This window comes from Salipiger sp. HF18 (genome assembly GCF_011806505.1).
GTDB lineage: Bacteria > Pseudomonadota > Alphaproteobacteria > Rhodobacterales > Rhodobacteraceae > Salipiger > Salipiger thiooxidans.
Window position 1 is genome coordinate 1 of record NZ_JAATOS010000924.1, and the last position, 762, is coordinate 762.

Genomic DNA, 762 nt, shown 5'->3' on the forward strand with positions numbered 1-762 from the left:
CTGCGCCTACACCTAACGGCTTAAGCTTGCTAGATAGACCAAGTCGATGACCCATTATACAAAAGGTACGCCGTCACAAGACTGGACACTAATAACATCTGGGATCAGTTGAGTGGAACGCTCACTCTGAATTGCACGGTTTCGATTCCGGGATTGTTGTCGTAGATCCCGGCATTGGACCGGTGATCGTAGGACATGCCATACCGCCAACCGTTCTTCGCCTCGTATCCGAGCTCGATGCCGGAGCGGAACTCGATGGGTCCACCCAGATCGAAGTTGTCACCCGCGGCGTAGAGCCCGGGCATCGCGTGCAGCTGCGTGTAGAACGGGCTCTTTCCGAAGTAGGTTTCCCAGGTCCAGCCATAGCCGATCCAGGAACCGCTTTCGTCGCCGTAGGACAGGCCGATCGCCTGGCCGAAGGGGCCGATGTTCTTTCCGAGGTCGTAGCGGAGATAGATCTCCGATCCTTTGTCGGCGCGGCGTTCAACCACTGTGCCGGCCGAAAAGCCGACGCGCGATCCGGTGTCCGAGATGCCGAAGCACCCGTTGTCGGTACCGCAATGGTTCATCCCCATATCGGAGAGCCCAGCAATCAGCATGAGCACTGCGAAGGTTCCGTCTGCCATGATTGTCTCCAGTTTGTTCTGGTGACTGCATGGCGCAGAATGTCATTAGAGTCCAGTCAAGCTCCGACTGATTGTAGGCGTTCGGTTTCAGGTACTGTTTCACTCCCCTCGTCGGGGTGCTTTTCACCTTTCCCTC

At 56.7% G+C, this 762-nt stretch carries 1 rRNA gene; it reads right to left on the reverse strand.

What is annotated here, in order from left to right:
• Positions 1-762 (reverse strand): 23S ribosomal RNA (locus HC022_RS28015); the annotation flags it as partial.